The sequence below is a fragment of the Parabacteroides sp. AF18-52 genome (assembly GCF_003479145.1).
GTDB classification, from domain to species: domain Bacteria; phylum Bacteroidota; class Bacteroidia; order Bacteroidales; family Tannerellaceae; genus Parabacteroides; species Parabacteroides faecis.
This window is the reverse complement of the sequence record NZ_QUGR01000020.1, coordinates 79841-99617: the sequence shown is the minus strand read 5'-3', so window position 1 is coordinate 99617 and position 19777 is coordinate 79841. Positions and strand designations below refer to the sequence as shown.

Below are 19777 nucleotides of genomic sequence, written 5' to 3'. Positions count from 1 at the left end.
AAAAGTGGGAGAGTAGATAGCCGCCGTTTTAGTAAGCGAGAGCTGAAAGGTAGAAAGGAATCAGTCGAAAGATTGGTTCCTTTTTTGTTTATATGAATCCTTAATATGTAAATGCGTATTCTTATATTTGTATTTAATCTAATTAAACAGGAGACAAACGTGGCGAATACAATAGAACAGGACCATACCAAACAGATCAATCGGGTTATTGATTATATAAACTCAAATTTGAACAGACAGATTTCAATAGAAGAACTTTCATCTCTTATTGATATTTCTACTTACCATTTTCATCGGATATTTACATCTTCTATGAGTGAACCGGTCGGAAAGTATATCCTTCGGAGAAGATTGGAGCGTGCTGCTAATGTATTGCTGAGCGATCCTGTAGCTATCAAAGATGTAGCTTATGATTGGGGATTTTCTTCCGCATCTTCTTTTTGTCGTAGCTTCAAGCGTCATTTCGGTGTATCGGCTGAAGAGTACCGTCGCAAAAATGGACAGCAGAATAGCAAGAAATGTCAATTCAAAAGCATAAACGAGCAACATACCTCACTTTATTCACGGTATTTTTGTCGTGATAAAACAATTAAAGTAAATGGTATGAATATGAATTGCACTTTTGAAATTAAACAGATGCCAGAGAGAATCATTATTTATTGCCGCCATCAAGGTGCTTTGGACCAGATGCAGGAGGCTTTTGCTAATCTTATGAAATGGGCTTTACCCAGGGGATTTATCTCTCAACCGGATATGCGATTATTGTCTGTCTATCATGATGATCCCCGTGTAACTCCGGTTGATAAATTAACGGCTGATGCAGCTATGTTTGTATCTGAAGAGGTGAAACCGGAAGGTATGATCGGCTGTTATAGATTATCAGGTGGTTTATATGCGGTTGGACGTTTTGAATTATCGATGTCTGAGTTTCCCTCTGCCTGGAATGCGATGTTCGATCTGTTAGAAGAGAATGGTTGTAAATGTGGTTATGGATATCATTATGAGATTTATCAAAACAATCATGATGAGCATCCGGAAAAGAAGTTTATTGTGGATATTTGTATACCGGTTGAACCCGTGTAAACTGTATTTAATAGAAAAGCCCTATTCATTAGAGCTTGAATAGGGCTTTTCTAAATATGATTGATTTTATAAAGAATCACTTAATACATATCTTAACTGATCCATCATCAGGGATATTTCAGTATCTTCTATTCCGGCCACGATCAAATCCGGGATATCCTGATTGAACTCTTCCTGAAATTTATAGAAATCTCTGTTTTCTTTCTCTACAGCTTGCCTATAGAACTCTATGGCTCCTTTTATGTTTTGTAATGCCCATTCCGTATGGCCTGCGTTTAGCAGATCCTGTGTATTAGGTTGATTGGATAGTATCTTTTTATAGTAGTTTCGTGCCTGGTCATATTTACCGGTCAGGAATGAACACCATGCTATTGGGCGCCATGCCTTATTGTTACCATCCAGGTAATCGACTTTATAGAAACATTTTAAGGCTTCACTGTAGTTCCTGAGTTCCAGATAACAATGTCCTATACTAATTGTAATTGACAAATTGTCGGGATTCAGTTTCTCGTATCTGCGATAATACTTTAATGCTTCTTCCGGTTCTTTCAACGAACGGTAACAGCCTGCTATGCGGCGGATAACCCATTTGCTTCCCGGATTTAAAAGATCCGCCCGCAGATAAGCATCCAAAGCTCCCTGTAAATCGTCATTCATTTGTTTACAGTAACCTATTTTCTGGAAAAGAATATCACTGTCCTGATTTGTTTCGGCAAGCTGGTTGAATATGGTCAGCGCATCACTGAAGTAATTTTTACGCAGATAAAATTCAGCAATGCTGCTTAGACTTTCTTCATCAGAAATATAAGGACGCAGAATGCTCAAATTATGGAAGTCAAGCGGCATAGTAAAAATGTCGTTGAAATCCAGATGTCCCGGATATATTTTAAAGAAGCGGTATAAATCTTGTATATATTGTCCTGTGATAGCTTCCAGTTTTCCCCGTTTGCTGATCAATTCTTCTTTATTCTGTTGGATCATCTCTGTAGCCTGGCTATCGAATTGATTCATCATCATTTTCTTGGCCTCTTCTGGTAATTGCATCATACTGAAGTATAACGAATATTTATCGGAATTGCACATAAATGCAGCAAGCGTCATGGAGTCCAACATCAGCTTTTCGCCGTTGTTCTGATTGAAACGATCGCCGAATGATGAATGTTCGGTTGTGAACGGCAATAGCCAGTTACTCAATTCGCGGAAAAAGGGGAAACTTTTCAAATGAACGAATGTAGAATGCATCACATCGGCCCCTTCCTGTTGTAATTCGCTGAATTCTTCCATTTTTTTGCCTAAAGAGCTGTCTGCAAATATATTTTCCCATTCCGGATTCATTTCTTCTCCCAACTGTTCCGGAGTAATATCCTTCAGATTGATTTTATTGCTGATCTTCGGGCTTAATTTCATCATCTCAGGGATAATCTCATTTTGTAGTTTCCGGGTGATCTTCTCTGTTTCACGAGCCAGGATAAAACGTAATGTGATAGTCCGTATCGCTTTAGTGAAGCCCGGAGTCTCGGAAAGAGCATCCAGCCTATTCGTTATTTGCGGATAAAGAGCTGTTCTTTTTCTGTAAACATATAACGTCAGCAGGATTGAAATCAATGCACGCACTTTTATCTCTTCATTTTCATGATTGGCTGCATCAAACAATAGCATTAGTTTTTCCGGATCGAAAGCAGCTTGTAGTCCTAGCATCAGTGCTGAAACAATCTGGCAACCGGCGGTGAACGGCAGTTCGTTATCGAAAAGTATATTTTTGATTACTGCAGCCTCTTCAATAGTAAAAGGATCGGACACCCATATCTTATTGAACAGGACGATCAGCATAGCGTCGTATTCAGCTCTGTTGCCTGTAGCATAATGCTTGCTTAACTGAAGGTGCAGATTCTCAAACGTCACATTCGGCTGAACCTGCAAACTTCTGCGTCGGCTATAGAAAGCCAGTGGCGACTCGATCGCCAACGCCTTGTTTCTGATACGGTCCGCCAGTTCGTATGAAGACGTCTGTATCCTGTTGTATATCTGTTCCTGCATCGGGTCTTTTGCCCCTTCGATGCGGTAGCGTAACATATATTTATATGTGTCCTGCAGCTCATTCAACTTATCCTGAAACGATATTTCACGACTTCCGGATATGAGCGACTGGATAGAATCAAAGGCATTCTTTAATTCTTTACTGTCCAATGAACCGATTATGCGGTTATATGCTTTATTTATTTCTTGTAGTGTCATATAATATTAACAACAAATGGTATGCCAAAAGTATAGTTTTTGACCTAAAATTCCTATCTTTGCACACCTAAAATAAATTAGCACATGAAGAATATCCGCAATTTCTGTATTATTGCTCATATTGACCATGGTAAGAGTACTTTGGCTGACCGTTTGCTTGAATATACGAAGACAGTCGAAGGCAAAGACTTACAAGCGCAGGTCCTCGATGATATGGATCTGGAACGTGAACGAGGCATTACGATCAAGAGTCATGCCATCCAGATGAAATATAATTATAAAGGTGAAGAATATATCCTGAATTTGATCGATACTCCGGGACACGTAGACTTTTCATATGAAGTTTCCCGCTCTATTGCAGCATGTGAAGGTGCTCTCCTCATTATCGATGCCGCTCAGGGAATCCAGGCGCAGACTATATCCAATCTGTATATGGCGATCGAGAACGACCTGGAGATTATACCGGTAATGAATAAGATCGACCTTCCCAGCGCCATGCCGGATGAAGTGGAAGATCAGATCGTCGAACTGCTGGGCTGCCCTCGTGAAGATATTATCCGGGCAAGCGGTAAGACGGGTGAAGGAGTTTTTGAAATACTTGATGCAATCATTGAAAAGGTCCCTGCTCCGAAGGGAGATCCTGAGGCACCGCTTCAGTGCCTTATCTTTGACTCTGTATTTAATTCGTTCCGTGGTATCATTGCCTATTTTAAAGTAGTGAACGGTGTGATCCGCAAAGGAGACCATGTGAAATTCATTGCGACAGGAAAAGAATATGATGCAGATGAAGTCGGTATATTAAAACTGGATATGTCTCCACGTAGTGAGATCCGCACCGGCGATGTCGGTTATATCATTTCCGGGATCAAGACTTCCCGTGAAGTTCGGGTAGGGGATACGATCACTCATGTAGCTCGTCCGGCAAAAGAAGCTATCGCTGGTTTTGAAGAGGTGAAACCGATGGTATTTGCCGGTGTTTATCCAATAGACAGTGAAGATTTTGAGAATTTGCGTGCTTCGTTGGAGAAGCTGCAGTTGAACGATGCTTCCCTGACATTCCAGCCGGAAAGTTCGGCCGCTTTGGGATTTGGTTTCCGTTGTGGTTTCCTTGGTTTGTTGCATATGGAGATCGTGCAGGAACGTTTGGATCGTGAATTCAATATGGATGTGATCACGACGGTGCCTAACGTATCGTATAAAGTATATGATAAAAAGGGAAATTGCATGGAAGTGCACAATCCGAGCGGTTTGCCGGAACCAACCTTGATCGATCATATTGACGAACCGTATATCCGTGCATCTGTCATAACCAATACGACTTTTATTGGTCCGATCATGACACTTTGTCTGGGTAAGCGTGGTATTTTGCTGAAACAGGAATATATTTCAGGTGATCGTGTAGAGATCCATTACGATATGCCTTTAGGTGAGATTGTGATTGACTTTTATGATAAATTGAAAAGTATCTCTAAAGGATATGCTTCTTTCGATTATCATATCCATGATTTCCGTCCGAGTAAACTGGTGAAGCTGGATATCCTGTTGAACGGTGAGCCTGTGGATGCTTTGTCGACTTTGACACATGTGGATAACAGTGTGACATTCGGCCGTCGTATGTGCGAGAAACTGAAAGAACTGATACCGCGTCAGCAGTTTGATATTGCTATTCAGGCAGCTATCGGTGCGAAGATCATTGCCCGTGAAACAATCAAGGCTGTGCGTAAGGATGTAACGGCTAAATGTTATGGTGGTGATATTTCACGTAAGCGTAAATTGCTGGAAAAACAGAAGGAAGGTAAGAAACGAATGAAACAGATCGGAACAGTGGAAGTTCCTCAGAAAGCTTTCCTGGCCGTATTAAAGTTAGACTAAATATTCCTTCATAAGCGGTTTATATAAACGAAGCGATTAATAATCAAAAAATATAAGGTGATGTTGTCTGTTTAGGACGGCATCACCTTTTTATATGATATGACTCTCTTACCTTTTAGAGGAAACACTGCATATTTTAACTTGTCAGATTATATGTAATTAATGATAAGGTTTGTACAATCTGACTGTTCGACCTGGGTGAAACATAAAGTCGGCCTGGGTCGAACTTGTATTTGACCTTGGTCGAATATGAGTTTCACCAAGGTCAAACGTTTAAAATATTATGACTGATGATATAAGAGGTAGTGTCTTTTTACATAAGAAACTACATATAAAAAACTAAATATCTTTAGGCGGAGATATCTTTTTATAGAATGTTGTACTATTCAGGTAACTGCTCCTGATTTTTTACCAGACTTATACCACCATCTTCCAATGTGATAAGATGTTGTTTGTATAGAGCACCGACGGCCTGTTTAAAACTCTTTTTACTACATTGAAAAAGTGACTGAATGACTTCCGGATCACTTTTGTCATGGACAGCGATAAACCCTCCCTGACTTTTTAAGGATTCGAGAATGGTTCCTGCCAACCCTTCTATTTTCTGATATCCCTGTGGCGTGAGGCTTACATCGATCTTTTCATCTTCCCTGACTTCTTTGATATAGCCTTTGATTTCTTCGCCTTTTTCCAGACGGCGGAAGACTTCATTATAATATAGCAATCCCCAGTGTAGGTTGTTTATAATGACCTTGTAACCGATTTCTGTTTCATCGGCCACTAACAGATTGACTTCCTGATTGGGTGTATATTCGGGCATGACATTGTCCAGGTACTTGTCGATACGCGCAGAAGCAACGATCCGTCCTGTGATATGATCGAGATGGACATACACCAGATACCACTTACCTTCGCGCATCGGCATTTTTTGTTCCTTGAAAGGAACCAGCAGATCTTTCATTAATCCCCATTCCAGAAATGCTCCCGTGTTATTTACCGATTTGACTTCCATAAACTTAAACTCACCGACAATAGCCAACGGATGAGCTGTAGTAGCTATGAGCCTGCCTTCATTATCATGATAAATAAAAACTTCCACCTCATCTCCCGGTTTCACGTTTTTAGGAACATATCGGGCCGGAAGAAGTATCTCTTTCCCATTGCCCCCATCCAGGTAAACCCCGAAATCCAGGTCTTTTACTATTTTAAGTGTGTTGTATTTTCCTACTTCTAACATAACATTTTTGTTTTGAGACAAAAGTACATGATAATTCAAGATAGAGGGATAAAATCTCTTATATTTTTACTTTATCATGCAGCAATATATTAATAAATGCATCGTTATAAATGTAACTTGGACTAGAAGAACACATTTATGTGGTTTGGGGTTGAACTAAAAGTCGTATATTTGCAACTTATTTGAAGAAAAACAAAATTATGAGATTGAAATTAGCTTCGGCAGTGTTGTTTATTATCTTGATGGGAGCTTGTTCTGTTCCTAAAGATATTACTTATTTTCAAAAGGGGAATGATATAACAGTGGACGATATAACTCGTATGAAGAATTATATCGACCCAATGATTAAAGTAGGTGATGTTTTAACGATTGCAGTGTCATCGACAGATCCTTTAGCTGTTGCCCCCTTTAATTTGCCTTTGGTTTCTTTTGTGAAGGAAGGGGGAATTGTATCTAGTTCATCTAATGGAAGTAATTCTGCAGGAACAAAGGATATTGGAGCATCGCAAGCAATGCAAACATATACAGTTAATGCTTTAGGATATATAAATTTTCCGGTATTAGGCGAATTAAAAATATCGGAAATGCGTAAACAGGAAGTAATTCAGTTAATACAAGACAGAATACGTAAGTATGTGAAAGATCCGATTGTTAATTTGAATATTATAAACTATAAGGTAACGGTATTAGGAGAGGTCACCAGACCGGGTAGTTATTCCGTTGGAACTGATCGTGTATCTATTTTGGATGCATTAGGATTTGCTGGTGATTTGACAATTTTTGGTGATCGTAAGAATGTAAAGGTGATTCGGGATATAAATGGTGTTAAACAGATTATAGTATTTGATTTAACAGAAAGTGATTTTTTGATGGATCCTGATTTCTATTTACAACAAAATGATGTTGTGTATGTTGAACCTAATGATAAGAGGAAGAAGAACTCTCGATATAGCCAAACAGAACAATTTACTCTTTCAGTAGTGACCGCTATTGTTAGTGTTTGTTCTACTGTAACTAGTATTATCCTTGCAATAACTAAATAAAAACGAATCGATCTATGGAAAAAGCAGAAATGAAAGAGGCTCCATTGAGTTTGTTTAGAGGGTTGAAAGAAATTATGCAGTATTGGAAATGGTTTCTGATATCTGTAGTAGTTTGTTTATTTTTGTCAGTTTTATATGTTTATATGACTCAACCGGTTTATCAAGTCGATGCAAATGTGTTGATAAAAAATGAATCGGATAAAGGGGGAGGCGCTGGAATGGCTATGTCTTCAATGTTGCAAGGCTTTTCTTTCGGTAGTTCGTTGACTATGGGAGGTGGTTCTGTTGATGATGAGTTATTGCTAATTAATTCTTATACCTTGATTCGTAAATCTGTTGCTGATTTAAATTTGAATACGATTTATACTTCAGGTAGTTTTTTCTCAAAAAAAGATTATTTTGGAGATTCTCCGTTTTTAATAATGCCAAAGGATAGTCTTTTGCCTGAAACATTCTCCAGCGCTTTAGTTTTTAAATTGAATGTAGAACGTGATGGAACAGTGAAAGTTAAAGCAAAAGAAGGTTGGTCATCTGTCGGTGAAGTGTCAGGTAAAACTTTTCCTTTGACTTTATCCGTTGAAGATTATGGAGATTTCCTTATAACAAAGACGCCTTACTTTGAGAAAAATCCTGTGGAATCAATGAAAATAGTTTTTCTGGGATATAATTTGACAACTGAGTCGATTATGAAAAACTTAGTTGTTTCTATAAAGGAGAAAAAGGCTAATGGTATAAATTTGACGGTAGAAGAAACAAATATAAATAGAGGAAAAGCTCTTTTAAATACTATTATCAGAAAGTATAATGAAGAGGGTTTGCAAGATAAAAATACATCGGCATTACGCTCAGTTGATTTTTTTGATCAGCGTATAGCTCTTAATGAAAGAGAGTTAGAACAAATCGAGAAACGTTTGGAAGCTTTTAAGAAAGATAATAATTTGACAGATCTGGAAACAGAAGCTGAAATTATGTTGACAAAAAATGGTGATTTTAAAGAAAAATTGATTGATTCGGAAATTCAATATGCAACAGTAAGTTTAATAGAGGACTTTTTGAAGGATCCGGAAAATAAATTTGCTTTGGCTCCATTTAATTTGGGCATTACCGAAAAGACTGCTGCGGAAGGATTGCAACAATATAATGATTTTTTATTAGCTCGTAAAAGATTATTGAATACGACAACGGAAGATAATCCCAATGTTCAATTGTTAACTGAACAAATAGAGATTATGCGTAATAATGTATTGGAAACATTTAAGAGCATTAAGGCTGGTTTTAATTTTGCACGGCAGGATTTGACGAAACAGGAGCAGGATTTTATTTCCCGCATTAAGAAAATGCCTACCCAAGAAAGAGAATTCCTTGATATAAAACGTCAACAAATGATTAAGTCGGAGTTATATTTGTATTTGTTGCAGCAAAAAGAAGAAGCAGGTATGAAATTAGCAACTTCAATGGAAAAGGCTAAGGTTATAGATTCGGCTTATAGTCTTAGTAAGCCACTTAAACCCAATAAATTATTTGTTTTCTCGATAGCTTTGATTATGGCAATATTTGTTCCGACTGTTATATTGATAATGAAAAGTCTTATGAAAGATATTTAATTGTTTCAGAAGGAGTAGAGTGATGAATAATGAGAAAATACTTTTCTTACTTGGAAAAATCGATTATTTGATTCTTGTTTTGGGGTTATTTTTGATAGTCGTATTAGGATATAGGAATCAATTAATTTCATTCGGAGTTCCATTAGTAGTGTCTGCATACTTTATAGGAAAAAACTTATTAGTTTTGAAGGATTTAAAAGTCCTTATTCCTCTTAGTTTACTATTGGTAATAGGAACGCGAATAGGAAAAGGTTATTTTCTGATCAATATATTGCGTGATTATGCTTATTTTTTATCTCCAATTACAGCTTTTATTATGGGGTATTTCATGCAAAAATATATGTCTTTAAGTAAATTCATGTTATTGATTGTTTTTTTTGGAACATTATATTCCTTGATTTACTTTTTGCAAATTACATTTATTTTTGATACTCTGTTTGTCGCGGATGCTGAGGATACTAGATATTCAGTCGGTACAGGGCTTCCTGCTCCTATTTTGGCTTTGGTTTTTATTGTTTTGGGTAAAAAGTATTTGAAAGAATTTAAGATAAGTTCATTGTATTGGTTTCTTTTTGTTTTAGTCAATCTATTAGCTTTTTACTATTTTGCTTCACGTGTTTATTATTTGACATTGTTATTATATTTTATCCCGCTACTTTATAATTGGCTTATCCGAAAATATAAAAAGATTGGTGTTTATATGTTTGGAATGGTCATAATGATTATAGTCACAGTTATAGTAATATTGTTGAGTGGGGATAATTTCCTGGCTGAAAAAATGCGTAATTCTTTGACAGAAATGTTTATCCAGTCATTTGATGATTACGATTCTGTGATTCATAATTGGCGTGCATATGAACTGTTTGAAGCTATTAAAGCTTTTATGAATGGAGGTTTATTGGATAAGTTTTTGGGTTATGGTTTTGGTAAAACCATTTATTTGGAATTTGAACTGATTATGCCGTTATTAACGATAAGTGAAATCCCTATTTTTCATAATGGATTTGCTTATCTACTTATCAAAACAGGGCTATTGGGACTCGCATTAGAATTATTTTTTAGCGCGTTTTTATTTTATAAGGGATATATCTATTCAAAAGGTAGAGATGATCTGAAATTTCAATTTTATATCTTAGTTTCTTCTATATTATCTTTTAATTTTTCATTATTAGTAGTGAATGGCTTTTTCTCTGGAGAATCTTGTTGTTTATTGATATTGAGTGGCTTTATTTATTCTTTGTTAAAAGATGAAAATCAGAAGGAGATGTTGCTATGAAAAAAATCAGTATAATTATAGCTACTTTTAATGCAGCAGAGACCCTGAGTGATTGTCTTGATGGTATACGTGTACAAAAGAAACATGATATCGAATTGTTGATTATAGATGGAGGATCGTCCGATTCAACAGGAGAAATAGTATCTCGAAATAAGGATATTGTGGATTTTTATATTAGTGAACCTGATAAAGGACTTTACCACGCATGGAATAAAGGTATTTGTAAAGCACGTGGTGAATGGATTTTGTTCTTAGGTGCAGATGATTTTTTGTTGCCTTCTACGTTAGATAGATATAGATCTTTCCTTGATGAAAATGTATTTATATGTGAATATATATCAGCCCGAGCTTATTATGTGGATGAGAATGACAAGCTTATTAAAATAATAGGAGAAAAATGGAATTGGAATGCTTTTAAGAACCGCATGACAGTTTCTCATGTAGCTTCTTTACATAAAAGATCTTTATTTGATGAAATAGGACTTTTTAATCTGGATTTTAAAATATGTGCAGATTATGAATTTTTAATGAGAAAAGAAGATCAGTTGAAAGCTCTTTTTATAGATGAAGTTGTAGTTAAAATGAAATCAGGAGGGGTTAGTTTAAGTAAAAAAGCAGTGAGGGAGACTTGTATAATAGTAAATATGCATACTAAAAAGAAATACTTGAATAGATGTATTTTTGCTTTGGAAAAGTATATAAGTTATTATCTGTTTTTGTTAAGAATAAAAGTAAAAAGGTTTATTTGATATGCAGATTATTAGTTGGTTTGAGAAATTAATGAGAATACGAAATCCTCATTTTTCGTTATCTAAGAACATAACGAACTATACGTTGATGCTGTTTATCTTGCATTTATTTTTCTGCAAAGTCAGAGGTTCTATTATCTCATTATTAGGAGGTAAGATAGTATGGAGTCTGTTTTTGGAAAAAAATGTTTCTTTATATTATTTGAGAAATATGAAAATCGGAAAAATGGTATTAATAGAAAAAGGTTCAATAATATCTGCAATGCATCCTGGTTCTCTTTGTATTGGTGACAGTGTTAAAATATCAGCTTATTCAACCATTCATGTGTCTAAAAATTTGCAGGATATTACAGGCCATATCAAAATTGGAAATGAAGTGGGGATTGGTGAATTTGCTAATTTAGGTGGAGCAGGAGGTTTGGAAATAGGTCATAATTGTATTATTGGAGCTTATTTCTCTTGTCATCCAGAGAATCATAACTTTGAAAATCATGATAAGTTGATTAAACATCAAGGTGTTTCGCGTAAAGGTATTGTAATTGGTGATAATTGTTGGATAGGTGCAAAAGTAACGATACTGGATGGTGTTAGAATTGGTAATTCTTGTGTAATAGCAGCTGGTGCTGTGGTAAAAGGTGAGTTTCCGGATCATTGTGTCATTGCTGGGGTTCCTGCTAGAGTAATTCGTAAATATTGAGTTGGAAAATGAAAAAAATAGTATGTTTCCATTTATATAATGACTATAGTGGTAGTCCTAAAGTTTTTTCTATGATCATTCGTGGACTACTTTCGAAAGGATATCAGATAGAACTTTATACCTCTAGGACAGAAGGCTTTCTTACCGATATAGACGGCGTTACTTACCATACTTTTAGTTATAAATGGACAAAAAGTAAGGTTATGACTCTCTTTAGAATGTTTTATGCTCAGTTGTATATTTTTATATCGTCGCTGAAATATAAACAGAAAAAAGATACATTGTTTTATATTAATACAATATGTCCTGTAGGAGCGGCATTTTCTGCTCTATTAAACCATATACCGGTCTTATACCATGTTCATGAAAAGTATGTTAATCCAAACGCTTTACATCTTTTTTATGAAAAGACTTGGAAGATATGTGCAACGAGAACAATTTTCGTATCTAAATATCTTCAAAAACAGTACGATAAAAAAAATATGGAGTCTGTGGTTGTGTATAACACTTTGTCAGAAGAATTTTTGAGTCATATAGAAATAAAAAATAAAAGGAGCAGACCCTATAATATTCTGATGATTTCTTCATTGAAAATATATAAAGGGGTGGATGTTTTAGTGGAATTAGCCAAGCGGTTACCGCAATATAATTTTTCTTTAGTTTTAAATAGTTCACAAAGCGAAATCACATCTTTTTTTTCTGGTATCTCCTCAAATTTGAAAATATACCCAGCGCAACCAACTGTATATAAATTTTTGCATGAAGCTGATTTGGTTTTAAATTTATCCAATCCTTCATTATGGGTTGAAACTTTCGGTTTAACGTTATTAGAAGCAATGGCTTACCAACTTCCGGTTATTTGTCCACCTGTTGGAGGACCTATTGAACTTGTAAAGAATGACGAAAATGGTTTTTGTATCGATTCTAGAAATATGGATGAATTGATAGAGAAAATTATTTATATTTTGGAATCAGGGAATTATGAAAGATTATCTAAAAACGCAAAAGCCCAATCCTTATTATTTGATTATGGGAATATGATTGATGAAATAGAAAATCAAATTAAAAGAGTCTAACATGAAAATTGCTATTTTAGGGACAAGAGGAATACCTAATAATTATGGAGGGTTTGAACAATTCGCGGAATATCTTTCTGTTTTATTAGTAAAAAAGAATCATAAAGTAACAGTCTATAGTCCTCATTTTCATCCGTATAAGAAAAAAGAATATAAGAGTGTGCATATTAAATATATCTATAGTCCTGAAAAGTATATAGGAGCATCTGCAAATTTTGTGTATGATTTCTTATGTCTGCGTGATGCTCTAAAAGAAGATTATGATATTATTCTGGAATGTGGATATCATAGTAATGCTCCTTCTTATTATTTAATGCGGGGAAGAAAAAGACCTGTTTTGATAACTAATATGGATGGTTTAGAATGGAAAAGGAGCAAATGGAATATTATCACTCGATGGCTAATAAAAAAATTAGAAAAATTAGCGGTCAAGAAATCACATTATTTAATATCTGATAATACTGGTATTCAACAGTACTATTTGAATGAATTTGGTGTTAATTCTTATTATATTGCTTATGGAGCGAATCCGGTTTATGCTTTTAACGAAAATATTTTATTGTCTTATTCTCTATCAAAAGAGAATTATTATGTACTGATAGCCCGTTTGGAACCGGAAAATAATATTGAAATGATATTGGATGGTTTTATATTGTCAAAATCAAGTTTACCTTTTGTCGTCATAGGAAATCATTTAACAAAATATGGTGTCTATCTTAAAAAGAAATATCAAGGATTTAATATTCATTTTATTGGGGGGATTTATAATAAAGATATTTTGGATAGTTTACGATATTATTCTAAAGCATATTTTCATGGGCATTCTGTAGGTGGGACTAATCCTTCCTTGTTAGAGGCTATGGCAAGCCAAGCATTGATTGTTGCTCATTCGAATGATTTTAACCGGGCTGTACTGAAAAATAATGCTTTTTTCTTTTCTTTAGATCGTGATGTGGCTCATGTTATTAATAGTTTAGATAATATGATGAATGATGAGATCGCTATGAAGAAAAAAAATAATTGCGAATTAATAATAAAGGAGTATTCATGGTCTGTAATAACAAATCAGTATGAAAAATTATTTGAAAACATTTTAAAAGATTCTTTATTCTAAGAGATTGATTGATAAAAAGATAATAGAATATCTATATTTCTTTTTTCTTCAGTTTCCTTGGATGTTAAGTAACTATATATATATTTATTCCTGTAGTTATTGTCTATTTTTGATATTTCGATTGATTGAAAATTGCAGGAATCAATATTATACACTTTTTTGCCAAGTATATTGGCTAATACTTTTATCCGTTTTGCTAAAATTGGGGCTGAATTATAGTCGTCAGTAGTGATAAATACCGGCGACTTGTCCCCTAAGACAACATATGAAATTGCATTGCTGGCATGAAGAATTACAATTTGTGATAAGTATATGAGTTCATTTGTCTTATATTTAATGATTGTTCTTCCATTAAATTCATCTCCTTTATATTCGGATTTTGGATGGGCTGCTATTACAACAGGAATCTGATATTTTTCTTCCAAGAATGAGAAGAATTTATTTATGCTTTTATGATATTCCTTGCCATCGTTTTCTTTTATTTTATAGACATGTTTTAGATCAGGATGATAAGGGAAATATGTATCAACGAATACTATATATTGTTTTTTTTGAATATCATTAGTGTTGTTTTTTTCTAGATTCTTGAAATCTTCATAATCTGGATGATTTATTTTGTCTGTGTGAGAAATGATTTCAGAAGATGTGAAAAGTCTCTGAAAAGATTGTATATTGTAATACTTCTTATATATTCTATAAAGAATCCTGTTAGTAAAATTAGATATGGATGTAAAGAAATTTTTAGTGAATAGTTTTCGTATTTTTTCTTGTAAAGGAATAGGTAAAACACTATTACCGTACATGTCTATACATATAGTGTAACAGTTATATCTGTTTAATAACCGGAAAAATTGTCTATTTTTCCAATATTCGTTGACTTCAATAATAAATATATATTGTGAGACATCAATACTTTTCAATTGATTCTCTATCATTTTCAATGTGTTAAATTTTTTAATATAAATCTCTTGTATTTCATCATTTAAATGCATGCCTGGATAAAATACTTGTGAAGCATCCCAGTATGAAGTTGATAATCCTTTTTCAAGATACTTGTCTATAAAAAAATTAGATTTATTTTTTTTTGTCAAAGGCTCATGTCCAATAATAATAATATTCTTCATATTATAATTTTATTTCTGAGTTAGATTTGTTTATTATTTTGCGACTACAAATGTATACAAAAAAAGTGGTACAAATAGAAATAAATAAAGATATATATGCAGTCCATATCATACCGTACCTTGTTAAACATAAAGACAATATACCCTGTATAAAAGACAGAGAAAATGTGATGTACATCAACAAACGAGTCTTCTTATAAAAGAATAAGTAATTTACGTACAATAAATAGATACATTGAAAAAAAGCAGATAAGCATAGGGGAGGTAATAAATAGATTGCATCTTTATATTTAGGTAAAAAAATCGGGATGAAAAGGCTTACAGTAATGAACGTAACAATGGATAGGCCCAGGAAGAATAAAAACATAAGATGTTCTTGTTTACGAAGCGTTATTTGAACTTTTTCATTATTGTTTGATAGCTGCTTATATATAAAAACAGAGTTTGTTGCATTGAAAGCATTTCCTACAATACTTATTATGTTGGCAAAGTTCATGGCGAAACTAAAGATCCCAACTTCTGTGGCTGTAAAAAAGTAATTGATAATGTTCCTGTCTAATCCCTGTCTAAACCAAAAGGATATATTGTGAGGAATGAGTGGGATGCCGAATTTTAAAGTGTCAATAATGATCTTTTTTTCAGGTATTTTGATAGTCAAATATCCTCTTTTAATCATTATAATAATACTTAGAATGAAAAAAATAGATACTACTAACATTTGTGCATAAACTCTACCTAACCATCCCTGGTGAAATATAATTATTAATAATAAAGATAATCCAAAGTTTAAAATAACAGATGACAGACTATAAAAACCATAAGCTATTGTTTTTTCTTCAATTCTCCAAATTTCCAGATTAATTGATGTATATAACTGCATATAGCATATAAGTAGTGCAATAAATTGATATTGGGTAGATATTCCAACCCATTTTTCTACAGATTGATTAAATATGAGTAATATGAAACTGATAAGGACTAATGTGGAAGTTGAGGTAAACAATACAGTATTAATAACCTGTCTAAATTCTTTTTGCGTTTTTTTAAAAAAAGAGACAGGGATATATCCTATTGTACTGAGTGAAATAAAAATACTCAGTAATGATATTAATATGTTAAATAAATTTAATTGGCCATATTCGTTAGGAGTGATATAGTTTGCAAGGATGATTAGTAATAAAAAACTTATTCCATTATTGGCAAAAGAGAATATCGTAAATAAAGTTCCTCTTTTTAATGACGAATTATGTAATAATGATTGAATGTTCATTCTTTCTGATTTATATTTAGATTATTTTTTGAAAAGAGAATAATTTAGTCGGTAAAGATTGATGGAGGTTCCTTCCTTGTAATAAGAAACAATAAAGTTTTGATCATCAAGATTTACTATATCTCCATAACCGATATCGAAACATTCGCTTTTGTCTATAATAATGGGAGCACTTGCTATTTTTCCATCTTTTAAAAGGATTATTCGAAATGAATAATAGTTGTTATTTTTATTAATTTCAATATCCCGATAACTCATAACTAGATAATTATTATGTGCTATAAGGGAAGGAGCGTGGCCCTTTATAGGTAACTCTTGCCAGTTTTTCCATGTCTTACCAAAATCATGACTTTCTGCTATTAGTAAGTTAAGAGGTTCAAATATATCTCTTCTGCAAACTAAATACATTTTATTTTTGTGATAGCATAAAGATGTTTCATTCATCTGGATGTTTTTAATATTATCATTGTCCACTTGTTCATTCAATGCGCAAACGAAATCCCAGGTATATCCCATATCTGTGGACTTTATTAACCAAGTCTCGTTATTAATATTGTATAAGACAGAGTAAATTGTATTATTTATTAAGACCATATTCCCTTGAGTTGCTGTATATGATTCTGTATCTCCGGCATAGGTCATTGGAATCATCTGGGTATAAGAATCTCCGTTATTGTTGGATCTGATTAAATAAACAGAACTGGTATTATCTAATCTTCTTTCAAAAAAACGACATATCAAATCTCCATTGGGTAGATAAAGATATTGAGGATCACGAGCATCTTTACCTTCTGAAGGTTGATAAATGGTTTGGGGAGCCGTCCAAGTCTTCCCTCGATCTTCACTTATCATTTGCATGATTTTTCCATCATAACTTGCGTGATCTGTTCCTTGTCTAAATGCCAATAGTATTCTTTTAGAATTATTAGTTGTAGTAAGTGAAGTAAAAGCAATATGCCATCCGTTATAAATTATACTTTTGGGGCTTATTTCATCCTCTTCTTCTTTTTGGCAGCCAACCAGTATTGATAGCAAAAAAAGAAGACTTAATGTTTTGTGAAATATTATAAATGGATGCATTTTCATAATATTTTGTAGTTTATTGATGAAGACTGCTTAATATTTCTAATCCATAAACCTCTAATATTATGTGTTCTACAAATTCACGAAATACTCCTTCACCTCCCTTTTTAGAAAGAACTATTTGTGCCTGTTCTTGAATATAAATTGGTGCACTGGCTGGTGCTGCAGATATTCCTACTGCATTTAATGTCGGAATATCATTTATGTCATCTCCAATATAAGCAATATCTTTTAAATCAATATTTATTGATTTACATAGATCCGATATGACCTGTAATTTATTTTGTACTCCTTGATAAAGATAATCTATTTTAAGTTTTTTAGCTCTTCGAGCAACTATTTCAGTGCTTTCGCCAGTAATGATTCCAACAGGAATTTTTAATTTGTGACAAAATAAAACACCTGCGCTATCGTATGTATGGAATTTTTTCCATTCATTTCCTGTCTGATCGTAGTACATTCCACCATCCGTCCATACGCCATCAATATCCGTTAAAATTAATTTGGGAAGAATCATATTTTTTTAATATAATTTGGATAAATAATTTCATTTGCTGATATTTCTTTTAGAACCATTTTTCCTACGACTTCATTTTTTTGTGACCATTTGAATCCATCACCGGGACTAAGCAAGTGTATGTCTCTTTCCTCTATAATATCTCCTGGGTATAATGTCTTTTTCGTGGCAATGGAACGTTCAAGTTTTATTTTTGCAGCTTGTACATTTGGTTCAATATATAAGTCTTCTGTTCCTAACCATCGTTCAGCGATGCGGATGTCTCTAACCATTCGGTTTACGCCATCTGGACCTAAAGAGCCTATTTGATCTGTACCTTTCATGTGTCGATCTATAGTGATGTGTTTTTCTATAATTTCTGCTCCCATACCGATTGCAACAATAGGTGCAGATATGCCAATTGTATGATCTGAAAACCCAATCTTATATTGCCCATAATGTTTTTTCAGATAGGTAATACTTCGCAGATTTAGATTATCCGGATGGGTTGGATATTGTGAGACGCAATGCAATATAGATATATTCGAATGATATTTTGTAATCACATTTAATGCAATATCTAGTTCTTCTTTTCCTGCCATACCGGTAGATAAGATTATTGGTAATTTTGTTTCAGCCATGACCTCCAATAAAGGTAAATTAGTTAAGTCCCTACTGGCAACTTTAAGTATGTCTGGTGTAAAAAGTTTTAAGAGTGATAAACATCCTATGGAACATAATGTTTCAACAAATTCCAGTCCAAGACTTTTTGCATATTTATAGATTTCGAAATGATCTTCATCACTTAGTTCAAGAAATGCCCTATGCTCTCCATATGTTTTCCCAAAAGAATTGGGATTATTATATGGCTTGTTCATTTGGGATTGGGTTAGTTCTTCATTAAGATCTCTCTTTGTAAGTTTCACGGCATTGACTGTTTTGAGGTCAATATTGAAGACATCTTCATGTACGGGTCTGGAAACTAGTTCGATGATCAATTTTGCTATATCAACAGAACCATTATGATTCTGTCCTATTTCTCCTATTATGTATGTCTCTTTTGTATTCATTATTTTTCATTTTTTATGATTTCATTTTGCATGGAAAGAAGCCAGTCCGGATGTTTTTCTAAAAAAAATGCTATTTCCGAAATTGTAATATTAGCAGGATCTGTAAGACTTGTATAAATTTTTTGTATAGTTCTGAAATCTTTTTCAGTATCTATGGTCAATCTAATATCTGTTCTTCCGTTTAATTCATCAGGTCCTTGTAGCCATTTTATATTAAAATTTTCAGGATGAGTATATATGTAATTAGTAACATGTTCGTGATATAATGACTCATTTGTCATTGCTTGTATTTGTAATAAAGCTTTTAGTGTGACAAACTCTGTCCAAAATCCAAAATGTGTTTTAATAGAAGGTTTTCCGTTGATATTAAAGCTTATATAATCGGCATTTGTTCGTTTGGCTTCTTGAACTAACAAATTGATGGAGTTTTTTTCTAAAAAAGGATTATCAGAGCATATTCTGATAATTTTGTCTACACCGTAATATTGAGCAGCCTGAACAAACCTATCTAATACATCATTTTCGCATCCTCTGAAAATATGTGTATTTTTATCTTTGAGTACTGTTTCTAATACATCGTTTTCTGAATTAGCCGGTGCTGCTATAATAATAGGTATTCCAGAAAATGAAGACAATTTCTCTACCAGTAATTCTAAGATAGATTTTTCTTTATAAAATGGTAACAATATTTTATTCGGTAATCGAGTAGAACCAACTCGTGCTTGAATTATAAATGCAATCATAATAA

17 protein-coding genes are annotated in these 19777 nt (G+C 33.7%); 9 read left to right on the top strand and 8 right to left on the bottom strand.

Translation table 11 applies throughout. The annotated features are described in order from the left end of the window. Positions 1–159: 159 nt before the first annotated feature. A complete protein-coding gene (locus DWX23_RS21775) occupies positions 160–1083 on the top strand; it encodes a GyrI-like domain-containing protein (RefSeq protein ID WP_122376037.1) in 924 nt (307 codons plus the stop codon). Positions 1084–1149: 66 nt separating this feature from the next. Here DWX23_RS21775 and DWX23_RS21770 read toward each other — a convergent pair whose 3' ends face one another. Beyond that, a complete protein-coding gene (locus tag DWX23_RS21770; RefSeq protein WP_122376036.1) occupies positions 1150–3318 on the bottom strand; it encodes a lipopolysaccharide assembly protein LapB in 2169 nt (722 codons plus the stop codon). Between the two features lie 84 nt (positions 3319–3402). On the opposite strand from DWX23_RS21770, the gene lepA reads away from it, so the two are divergent. Further along, positions 3403–5190, top strand: a complete 1788-nt coding sequence (gene lepA, locus DWX23_RS21765; RefSeq protein ID WP_122376035.1) for a translation elongation factor 4 — start codon at positions 3403–3405, stop codon at positions 5188–5190. A gap of 382 nt (positions 5191–5572) precedes the next feature. Here the strand turns inward: lepA and DWX23_RS21760 are convergent, their stop codons facing one another. Then, positions 5573–6427 (bottom strand): S1 RNA-binding domain-containing protein, encoded by an 855-nt coding sequence (locus DWX23_RS21760; protein ID WP_122376034.1) that lies wholly within the window; start codon positions 6425–6427, stop codon positions 5573–5575. 200 nt (positions 6428–6627) lie between these two features. Here DWX23_RS21760 and DWX23_RS21755 point away from each other — a divergent pair, with 200 nt between their 5' ends. The 7 genes from DWX23_RS21755 to DWX23_RS21725 are packed head-to-tail and all read left to right on the top strand — an operon-like array spanning position 6628 to position 13986. After that, positions 6628–7470 (top strand): polysaccharide biosynthesis/export family protein, encoded by an 843-nt coding sequence (locus tag DWX23_RS21755; protein ID WP_122376033.1) that lies wholly within the window; start codon positions 6628–6630, stop codon positions 7468–7470. Positions 7471–7484: 14 nt separating this feature from the next. Then, positions 7485–9074, top strand: coding sequence for a GNVR domain-containing protein (locus DWX23_RS21750; protein WP_122376032.1), 1590 nt, complete (start codon positions 7485–7487; stop codon positions 9072–9074). Between the two features lie 22 nt (positions 9075–9096). After that, positions 9097–10350, top strand: coding sequence for a hypothetical protein (locus tag DWX23_RS21745; protein ID WP_122376031.1), 1254 nt, complete (start codon positions 9097–9099; stop codon positions 10348–10350). Further along, positions 10347–11099, top strand: a complete 753-nt coding sequence (locus DWX23_RS21740; RefSeq protein WP_122376030.1) for a glycosyltransferase family 2 protein — start codon at positions 10347–10349, stop codon at positions 11097–11099. The genes DWX23_RS21745 and DWX23_RS21740 overlap by 4 nt, the downstream gene beginning before the upstream one ends. A 1-nt stretch (position 11100) precedes the next feature. Further along, positions 11101–11796 carry an acyltransferase gene (locus tag DWX23_RS21735; RefSeq protein ID WP_122376029.1) on the top strand — a complete coding sequence of 232 codons (696 nt, stop codon included), beginning with the start codon at positions 11101–11103 and terminating at the stop codon, positions 11794–11796. Between the two features lie 8 nt (positions 11797–11804). After that, the gene (locus DWX23_RS21730; protein WP_122376028.1) at positions 11805–12872 is read left to right on the top strand and encodes a glycosyltransferase family 4 protein; all 1068 of its coding nucleotides are present in this window, start codon (positions 11805–11807) and stop codon (positions 12870–12872) included. Position 12873: 1 nt separating this feature from the next. Beyond that, positions 12874–13986, top strand: coding sequence for a DUF1972 domain-containing protein (locus tag DWX23_RS21725; RefSeq protein WP_122376027.1), 1113 nt, complete (start codon positions 12874–12876; stop codon positions 13984–13986). On the opposite strand, the gene DWX23_RS21720 is transcribed toward DWX23_RS21725, so the two are convergent. Genes DWX23_RS21720 through DWX23_RS21695 form a run of 6 tightly spaced genes read right to left on the bottom strand, consistent with a single transcriptional unit; the run spans position 13983 to position 19772 of the window. Next, positions 13983–15110, bottom strand: coding sequence for a hypothetical protein (locus DWX23_RS21720; RefSeq protein WP_122376026.1), 1128 nt, complete (start codon positions 15108–15110; stop codon positions 13983–13985). The genes DWX23_RS21725 and DWX23_RS21720 overlap by 4 nt on opposite strands. A gap of 1 nt (position 15111) precedes the next feature. Next, positions 15112–16380 carry a lipopolysaccharide biosynthesis protein gene (locus DWX23_RS25335; protein WP_122376025.1) on the bottom strand — a complete coding sequence of 423 codons (1269 nt, stop codon included), beginning with the start codon at positions 16378–16380 and terminating at the stop codon, positions 15112–15114. Between the two features lie 21 nt (positions 16381–16401). Beyond that, positions 16402–17466, bottom strand: a complete 1065-nt coding sequence (locus DWX23_RS21710; RefSeq protein WP_122376024.1) for a sialidase family protein — start codon at positions 17464–17466, stop codon at positions 16402–16404. A 13-nt stretch (positions 17467–17479) separates the two neighbouring features. Beyond that, positions 17480–17980, bottom strand: coding sequence for an HAD family hydrolase (locus tag DWX23_RS21705; protein WP_122376023.1), 501 nt, complete (start codon positions 17978–17980; stop codon positions 17480–17482). Further along, positions 17977–19029, bottom strand: coding sequence for an N-acetylneuraminate synthase family protein (locus tag DWX23_RS21700; RefSeq protein WP_122376022.1), 1053 nt, complete (start codon positions 19027–19029; stop codon positions 17977–17979). The genes DWX23_RS21705 and DWX23_RS21700 overlap by 4 nt, the downstream gene beginning before the upstream one ends. Further along, entirely contained in the window at positions 19029–19772 is a 744-nt protein-coding gene (locus DWX23_RS21695) for a cytidylyltransferase domain-containing protein (protein WP_122376021.1), read from the bottom strand. The genes DWX23_RS21700 and DWX23_RS21695 overlap by 1 nt, the downstream gene beginning before the upstream one ends. Between the last annotated feature and the right edge of the window lie 5 nt (positions 19773–19777).

Excerpts from the sequence above, each read along its gene's own strand:
- DWX23_RS21770 (WP_122376036.1), bottom strand. The coding sequence starts at position 3,318 with ATGACACTACAAGAAATAAATAAAGCATATAACCGCATAATCGGTTCA.
- lepA (WP_122376035.1), top strand. The coding sequence starts at position 3,403 with ATGAAGAATATCCGCAATTTCTGTATTATTGCTCATATTGACCATGGT.
- DWX23_RS21760 (WP_122376034.1), bottom strand. The coding sequence starts at position 6,427 with ATGTTAGAAGTAGGAAAATACAACACACTTAAAATAGTAAAAGACCTG.
- DWX23_RS21755 (WP_122376033.1), top strand. The coding sequence starts at position 6,628 with ATGAGATTGAAATTAGCTTCGGCAGTGTTGTTTATTATCTTGATGGGA.
- DWX23_RS21750 (WP_122376032.1), top strand. The coding sequence starts at position 7,485 with ATGGAAAAAGCAGAAATGAAAGAGGCTCCATTGAGTTTGTTTAGAGGG.
- DWX23_RS21745 (WP_122376031.1), top strand. The coding sequence starts at position 9,097 with ATGAATAATGAGAAAATACTTTTCTTACTTGGAAAAATCGATTATTTG.
- DWX23_RS21740 (WP_122376030.1), top strand. The coding sequence starts at position 10,347 with ATGAAAAAAATCAGTATAATTATAGCTACTTTTAATGCAGCAGAGACC.
- DWX23_RS21735 (WP_122376029.1), top strand. The coding sequence starts at position 11,101 with ATGCAGATTATTAGTTGGTTTGAGAAATTAATGAGAATACGAAATCCT.
- DWX23_RS21730 (WP_122376028.1), top strand. The coding sequence starts at position 11,805 with ATGAAAAAAATAGTATGTTTCCATTTATATAATGACTATAGTGGTAGT.
- DWX23_RS21725 (WP_122376027.1), top strand. The coding sequence starts at position 12,874 with ATGAAAATTGCTATTTTAGGGACAAGAGGAATACCTAATAATTATGGA.
- DWX23_RS21720 (WP_122376026.1), bottom strand. The coding sequence starts at position 15,110 with ATGAAGAATATTATTATTATTGGACATGAGCCTTTGACAAAAAAAAAT.
- DWX23_RS25335 (WP_122376025.1), bottom strand. The coding sequence starts at position 16,380 with ATGAACATTCAATCATTATTACATAATTCGTCATTAAAAAGAGGAACT.
- DWX23_RS21710 (WP_122376024.1), bottom strand. The coding sequence starts at position 17,466 with ATGAAAATGCATCCATTTATAATATTTCACAAAACATTAAGTCTTCTT.
- DWX23_RS21705 (WP_122376023.1), bottom strand. The coding sequence starts at position 17,980 with ATGATTCTTCCCAAATTAATTTTAACGGATATTGATGGCGTATGGACG.
- DWX23_RS21700 (WP_122376022.1), bottom strand. The coding sequence starts at position 19,029 with ATGAATACAAAAGAGACATACATAATAGGAGAAATAGGACAGAATCAT.
- DWX23_RS21695 (WP_122376021.1), bottom strand. The coding sequence starts at position 19,772 with ATGATTGCATTTATAATTCAAGCACGAGTTGGTTCTACTCGATTACCG.